This window comes from Streptomyces sp. (genome assembly GCF_050698815.1).
In the GTDB taxonomy this organism is placed as follows: Bacteria; Actinomycetota; Actinomycetes; order Streptomycetales; family Streptomycetaceae; genus Streptomyces.
Genome location: NZ_JBOHCV010000482.1, coordinates 1 through 6625 on the forward strand (window position 1 = coordinate 1; position 6625 = coordinate 6625).

At 73.4% G+C, this 6625-nt stretch carries 6 protein-coding genes; 4 read left to right on the top strand and 2 right to left on the bottom strand.

The window, feature by feature from the left end:
- Nucleotides 1–10: 10 nt before the first annotated feature.
- Complete coding sequence (locus ACRDP3_RS17365) at nt 11–1195, bottom strand: NADH-quinone oxidoreductase subunit D (protein WP_431517867.1); 1185 nt, start codon at nt 1193–1195, stop codon at nt 11–13.
- Nucleotides 1196–1242: 47 nt separating this feature from the next.
- Here ACRDP3_RS17365 and ACRDP3_RS17370 point away from each other — a divergent pair, with 47 nt between their 5' ends.
- Both ACRDP3_RS17370 and ACRDP3_RS17375 read left to right on the top strand, forming a co-directional pair.
- On the top strand, nt 1243–1755 hold the full coding sequence (locus ACRDP3_RS17370) for a PH domain-containing protein (protein WP_431517868.1): 513 nt from the start codon (nt 1243–1245) through the stop codon (nt 1753–1755).
- Entirely contained in the window at nt 1752–3122 is a 1371-nt protein-coding gene (locus ACRDP3_RS17375; RefSeq protein WP_431517869.1) for a PH domain-containing protein, read from the top strand. The genes ACRDP3_RS17370 and ACRDP3_RS17375 overlap by 4 nt, the downstream gene beginning before the upstream one ends.
- Nucleotides 3123–3150: 28 nt before the next feature.
- On the opposite strand, the gene ACRDP3_RS17380 is transcribed toward ACRDP3_RS17375, so the two are convergent.
- On the bottom strand, nt 3151–4269 hold the full coding sequence (locus ACRDP3_RS17380; protein ID WP_431517870.1) for an SAM-dependent methyltransferase: 1119 nt from the start codon (nt 4267–4269) through the stop codon (nt 3151–3153).
- Between the two features lie 122 nt (nt 4270–4391).
- On the opposite strand from ACRDP3_RS17380, the gene ACRDP3_RS17385 reads away from it, so the two are divergent.
- Nucleotides 4392–5639, top strand: a complete 1248-nt coding sequence (locus ACRDP3_RS17385; protein ID WP_431517871.1) for a sensor histidine kinase — start codon at nt 4392–4394, stop codon at nt 5637–5639.
- Between the two features lie 90 nt (nt 5640–5729).
- A complete protein-coding gene (locus ACRDP3_RS17390) occupies nt 5730–6434 on the top strand; it encodes a response regulator (RefSeq protein ID WP_431517872.1) in 705 nt (234 codons plus the stop codon).
- Nucleotides 6435–6625 lie beyond the last annotated feature (191 nt).

Consider the following 6625-nt stretch of genomic DNA (forward strand, 5'->3'; position numbering starts at 1 on the left):
CCCGACCCGGCTACTTGTCGATGTCGCCGACCACGAAGAAGAACGACCCCAGAATCGCCACCATGTCCGCGACCAGCGTCCCCGGCAGCAGCTCCGTCAGCGCCTGGATGTTGTTGAACGAGGCCGAGCGGAGCTTGAGCCGGTAGGGCGTCTTCTCTCCCTTGGAGACGAGGTAGTAGCCGTTGAGTCCGAGCGGATTCTCGGTCCAGGCGTAGGTCGCACCCTCCGGAGCCTTGAGCACCTTCGGCAGCCGCTGGTTGATGGGCCCGGGCGGCAGCTGCCCGAGCCGGTCGAGGCAGGCGTCGGCCAGGTCCAGCGCGTTGTACGCCTGATCCAGCAGCACCTCGAAACGGGCGAGACAGTCGCCCTCGCTCCGGGTGACGACCTCGAGGGTGTCCTGGAGCTCCCCGTACGCCAGATACGGCTCGTCGCGCCGCAGGTCGAAGTCGACGCCGGAGGCCCGGGCGATGGGCCCGCTGACTCCGTACGCCTGGACCGTCTCCGGGGCCAGCACGCCGACTCCGCGCGTACGGCCGCGGAAGATCTCGTTCCCCGTCACCAGCCGTTCGAAGGTGTCCATCCGTGACCGCACGGCGGACACCGCGTGCCGGGCCCGACCCTGCCAGCCCGCCGGCAGGTCCTCCTTCAGGCCGCCGACCCGGTTGAACATGTAGTGCATCCGGCCGCCGGAGAGCTCCTCCATCACATGCTGGAGTTCCTCGCGCTCACGGAAGGCGTGGAAGACGGGCGTGATACCGCCCAGTTCCAGCGGGTAGGAGCCGAGGAACATCAAGTGGTTGAGCACCCGGTTCAGTTCGGCCAGCAGTGTCCGCGTCCACACCGCGCGCTCGGGCACCTCCATGCCGAGCATCCGCTCGACGGCGAGCACCACACCCAGCTCGTTGGAGAAGGCGGAAAGCCAGTCATGACGGTTCGCCAGCACGATGATCTGGCGGTAGTCGCGGGCCTCGAAGAGTTTCTCCGCGCCCCGGTGCATGTAGCCCACCACCGGCTCGACCGCGCTGATCAGCTCTCCGTCGAGGACGAGTCGCAGCCGCAGGACGCCGTGTGTGGAGGGGTGCTGGGGGCCGATGTTGAGCACCATGTCGGTGCTCTCGGCGGCACCGCCGACACCGACCGTGGTCTGCGTACCCGGCGTTCCGGCAGTGCTGCCCGTCATCGTCCGCTGGCTCATGGCCCACAGTCTGGCACCCGTTTCACCGCGCCGCTTAGGCTGGTCGCATGACAACGGGGACAAGCGGGACCGAGTCCGAGCCGGTGCTCGAGTCCGGGCCCGAGGGCTGGCGCGGCGTGGAGCGGGCGCTGTTGCGGATGCGGCGGGTGGTTCTGCTGTGCTGGCTGCTGCCGCTCACGGCCGGACTGATCCTGCTGCTCGGGCTGACCGCGGGTCCCGGCTGGGCCGCTTTCGCGCTGCTGCCCGCGGCCGGCGCCGGGTGGGGCTGGGGCGCGCTGGCCCGTAACTGGCGCTCGTGGCGGTACGCGGAGCGTGACGACGACCTGCTGATCAGCCGTGGAGTGCTGTGGCGCGAGCTGACCGTCGTGCCGTACGGGCGGATGCAGCTGGTCGAGGTCACCTCGGGCCCGCTGGAGCGGCGCTACGGACTTGCCCGGCTGCAGCTGCACACCGCCGCCGCGACCACCGACGCCGCCATCCCGGGGCTCGACCCGGCGGAGGCGGAACGGCTGCGCGACCGGCTGACGGAGTTGGGCGGCGCCCGGTCGGCGGGGTTGTGAGCGAGCGGCCGGGGGCGCCCGGACCGTCCCCCGTCTCCTCGCGCTCCCTGCTGCCCACCCGCCCCGAGGGCACACCGCTGCACCCGATCACGCCGTGGCGCCGGGCATGGGCGCCGGTCGCCGGTCTCATCGCCTTCTCCATGCAGGACTTCCAGCGCACCAGGGAGTGGTTCACCGCGCTGACGCCGGGCTGGCTGCTGGTCGCGTTCGCGGTGCTGCTGCCGGTCGCGGCGGTGTACGGGTTCCTGTCCTGGTGGTGCACCAGCTACCTCGTCACCGACACCGAACTGCGCATCCGTACCGGTCTGCTCTTCCGCCGCACCGCCCACATCCGGCTCGACCGCATCCAGGCGGTCGACGTCGGCAGGCCGCTGCTCGCCCGCGTCGCCGGGGTCGCCAAGCTCAAGCTGGACGTGGTCGGCACGGAGGCCAAGGACGAGCTGGCCTTCCTCGGTGAGAAGGAGGCCGTCGCCCTGCGCGCCGAACTCCTCGCCCGGGCGGCGGGCATCGCTCCCGAAGCGGCGCCCGAGGCGGGCGAGGCGCCGGCCCGCGAGCTGCTGCGGGTGGACACCCGCACGCTGGTCACCGGACTGCTGCTCATCGGCACGGGCTGGGGCGCCCTCGCCGCGACGATCACCGTCCCCGGCGTCATCTACCTCACCAGCGGCAGCATCTGGGCGGCCCTCGCCACCTTCGTCCCGTTCCTGGGCGGGGTGTGGGCGAGCACCGCCGGACGGTTGCTGAAGGAGTACGACTGGACGGTGGCCGAGTCGCCGGACGGGCTGCGCCTCGACCACGGGCTGCTGGACCGCGAGCACGCGACCGTACCGCCGGGGAGAGTGCAGTCCGTACGGATCACCGAACCGCTGCTGTGGCGGCGGCGCGGCTGGGTCCGGGTCGAACTGGAGATCGCGGGCGCGGGCAAGGACAAGGGCGGCGTGCTCATACCGGTCGCCACCCGGGCCGCCGCGGCGGACGTACTCGCCCGGGTGCTGCCCGGCGTCGACCTGGCCGCCGCGGTCGGCGCCGCCGCCCCCGTACCGCGCCGCGCCCGCTGGTGCGCACCGCTGCGGTGGCGGGGGTACGGGCACGGGGTGACCGGCGCCGTCTTCGTCACCCGCAGCGGACTGCTGCGCCGCCGCACCACGCTGGTACCGCACGCCAAGGTGCAGAGCGTCCGGCTCGGCCAGGGCCCGTGGGAGCGCCGGATGCGGCTGGCGAACGTCATGGTGGACAACGGCGCGAACGGCTGGACCGCGGCCCGGCTGCGCGACGCGGCGGAAGCGCACGCGCTCGTGCACGCCCAGGCTGAGCGCTCCCGTACGGGGCGCCGGGAGGCGCGTCCGGAACGCTGGATGGCCGGGTAGCCGACCGGCCGGTGCTCCTGGGGCGGGGTCAGCCGAAGGGCGAGACCGGCGGGATGGCGCCGACCCGCTGGACCAGCCAGTCGAAGCCGCCCAGGCCGGCCGGGTCGGTCAGCTCCGCCGCCTCGCCGGCCGCGCTCAACCGCCGTACGTACGCGGCCGGTTCGTCGGTGGCCAGCGACAGTGGCGGGCGGGCGCCGTCGACGCCCAGCGCGTGCAGGGCGGTGCGCTGGGAGAGCAGCGACGGGGCCGCTCCGCCGGCCGCCGTCGCTCCCGCCGTCGCTCCCGCCGCCGTTCGTCCCGCCTCCGCACAGGCGTCGAGCGCGACATGGGCGGTGAGGTCGCTCCCGCCGTCCGGAACGGGGTGCACCGCGCGGCCGTCGCGGTAGCCGGTGAGGGTGCCGAAGGGCGGGCGGCGCTCGCGGGTGTGGCCGTAGTCGACGGCGACGGCGAGGCCGCGGGCGAGGGTGCGTACGGCCGCGGCCCACGCCTCGTCACGGGGGCGTCCGAGTTCGGCGCGGAGTCCCGGTTCGGTGCCCAGCGGCCACCATTGCCGCAGCCAGTCGGCGTCCGGTCCGGCGGGCAGCGGGCCGCCGAGCCGTTCCGCCCCGTCCACCGCCCGTACGAGCACGGTGTGCGGCGCACCGTCGGGGCCGACCTCGGCGACGTCGACGGGTACGTTGTCCAGCCACTCGTTCGCGAAGAGCAGGCCCACCGGCCCGGCGCCGGCGGCCGGTTCGGCCGGAGCGGTCAGCTCGGTCAGCTCGCTCAGGTCCGTCAGCCACGTGATCCGCTCCGGCAGCCCGGCGGGGCGGGGGGCCCGCTCCACCGCGTACGGCCGCACCCGCGCGTCCACCTCGCCGGGCAGCGCGGCGAGCACCCCGGTGAGGAGTTCGCCGCGCCCCGCGCCCACGTCCACGAAGGCCAGCTCGGCGGGGCGGCCCAGCGCGTCGTCGACCCGCCCCAGCAGGCGGGCCACCGCGCCCGCGAAGAGTGGCGAGGCGTGCACGGAGGTACGGAAGTGGGCGCCGGGCGCCTCCCGCACGAAGAATCCGGGGCCTTCACCGTCGTCCGCGCCGCCGTACAGCGCGTGCTCGGCCGCGGTCCGCCAGGTCGTGAAGGCGGCGTCCGGGGCAGCGAAATCGTTCACACGGTCACGTTAGCGACAGCGGTGCGGAGCGTTCTCCTCCACCTTGGGGAGTAGGCGGGCGCCCCACGGATCGGCCGTCCGGTTGACCCCGGCACGTACCCGGGCTCCATACGCTGGGTGATGTGAACCGCATCTACGACTTCATCCGCCGGCACCCCACCTGGGTGGACAGCGCCTGGGCTGTCCTGCTGCTGATGATGTCCGCGGGCTGGCTCGTCTCCAGCATGCACTCGGATGCCCATGGCCTGCCGCAAGGCCCGCAGGAGCAGATCGCCGCGATCCCCATCGCCCTCTCCCTGTGCCTCGTCGTGGCCCTGCGCCGCCGGGCCCCGGAGAAGATGCTGGTACTCGCCACCGGAACCGGCATCGCCCAGGTGATCACGGACGTCGACGTCGTGCCCAGCAACTTCGCCTTCCTCGTGATCATCTTCACGGTGGCCTCCCGCAACATCCGCTGGGCCTCCCGGTTCGCCCTCGGCGGCGCCATCGTCGCCCCCACCATCGCCACGCTGCGCTGGCCGAACCCGGACCAGAGCTTCATCGCCGCCGTGCTCGGCGATCTGTTCATGACGGTCACCTTCGTGCTCGCCTGGGTGCTGGGCGACTCGCTGCGCACCCGCCGCGCCTACTACGCCCAGCTCGAGGAGCGCGCCACCAGGCTGGAGAAGGAGCGGGAGGCACAGACCAAGATCGCCGCCGCCGCCGAGCGGGCCCGCATAGCGCGCGAACTGCACGACGTCGTCGCGCACAACGTCTCGGTGATGGTGGTGCAGGCCGACGGCGCCGCGTACGTGCTCGACACCGCTCCCGAACAGACCAGACAGGCCCTGGAAACGATCTCCGGCACCGGCCGCCAGGCGCTCGCCGAGATGCGCCGCCTGCTGGGCGTGCTGCGTACCGGCGAGGCCACCGCGGGCAGCGCCGCCGCCGGACGGCCGGGCCCGGGGGAGTACGGTCCGCAGCCCGGCGTCGACCAGCTGTCCGAGCTGATCGAGCAGGTGCGCGGCGCGGGGCTCACGGTGAACTTCACCATCGAGGGCACCCCCCGCCCGCTGCCCAGCAGCATCGAACTGACCGCGTACCGCGTCGTGCAGGAGGCGCTGACGAACACGCGCAAGCACGGCGGCCCGAACGTCGGCGCCACCGTCCGCCTCAGCTACGGAGACGGGGAACTGTCGCTGCTCGCCGAGGACGACGGGCGCGGCGCGCAGCGCGACCTGTACGAGGACGGGGGCGCCGACGGGCTCGGCCACGGCCTCATCGGGATGCGCGAACGCGTCGGCATGGTGGGGGGCGGGCTGGAGACCGGCCCGCGCCCCGGCGGCGGCTTCCGTATCAGCGCCGTGCTGCCGCTCGCGGGCGCGCACTGACCGGCGGCACCACGGCACCCGGCACTGGCACCCGGCACCGTAGGACCGGCACCGTAAGACACCCGCGCCACACCCCTGAAGGGACGCCCCATGACCATCCGCGTGATGCTCGTCGACGATCAGGTGCTGCTCCGCACCGGCTTCCGCATGGTGCTGGCCGCGCAGCAGGACATGGAGGTCGTCGCCGAGGCGGGGGACGGCGCGGAGGCACTGGAGCGGCTGCGCGGGACGGAGGTGGACGTGGTGCTGATGGACGTGCGGATGCCGAACGTCGACGGTGTCGAGGCCACCCGCCGCATCTGCGCGGGCGGCGTCGGCGGAGCGGTCGGTGCGGGCGCCGGTGTTCCCAAGGTGCTGATACTGACCACCTTCGACCTCGACGAGTACGCCTTCTCCGCGTTGAAGGCGGGCGCCAGCGGCTTCATGCTCAAGGACGTGCCGCCGGGCGATCTGCTCGCCGCGATCCGTGCTGTGCACAGCGGCGACGCCGTGGTCGCGCCGAGCACCACGCGGCGGCTGATCGACCGGTTCTCGACCGTGCTGCCCGCCACCACCCCGGAACCCCTCACCCGTGGCCTGGAACGGCTGACCGAGCGGGAGACGGAGGTGCTGATGCTTGTCGCGCAGGGCATGTCGAACGGTGAGATCGCCGCCCACCTGGTGCTGTCCGAGGCGACCGTGAAGACCCATGTGGGCCGCATCCTGGGCAAGCTCGAACTGCGGGACCGGGTGCAGGCCGTGGTGCTCGCCTACGAGACGGGTCTCGTACGGGCGGGTGGCGCGGGCGCGCAGTAACTGGTGCGTACGCCGGCGGGGGCGCCGCCGGCGCCCGGGGAGCCGCCGCCGGCGGGCGGTGACCGCGCCGGGGGCGAAGGCATAGCATGGGCGGGACACGTCCGGTACCCGCGAGGACCGGAACGGAAGACGGAAGGCCCCGCTCCGTGAACGCACAGCACCCAGCCCCGCACCCCGGCGCAGCCGCGGGC

Bases quoted from the DNA above. Each gene is read 5' to 3' on its own strand.
- ACRDP3_RS17365 (WP_431517867.1), bottom strand. From the start codon at position 1,195: ATGAGCCAGCGGACGATGACGGGCAGCACTGCCGGAACGCCGGGTACG.
- ACRDP3_RS17370 (WP_431517868.1), top strand. From the start codon at position 1,243: ATGACAACGGGGACAAGCGGGACCGAGTCCGAGCCGGTGCTCGAGTCC.
- ACRDP3_RS17390 (WP_431517872.1), top strand. From the start codon at position 5,730: ATGACCATCCGCGTGATGCTCGTCGACGATCAGGTGCTGCTCCGCACC.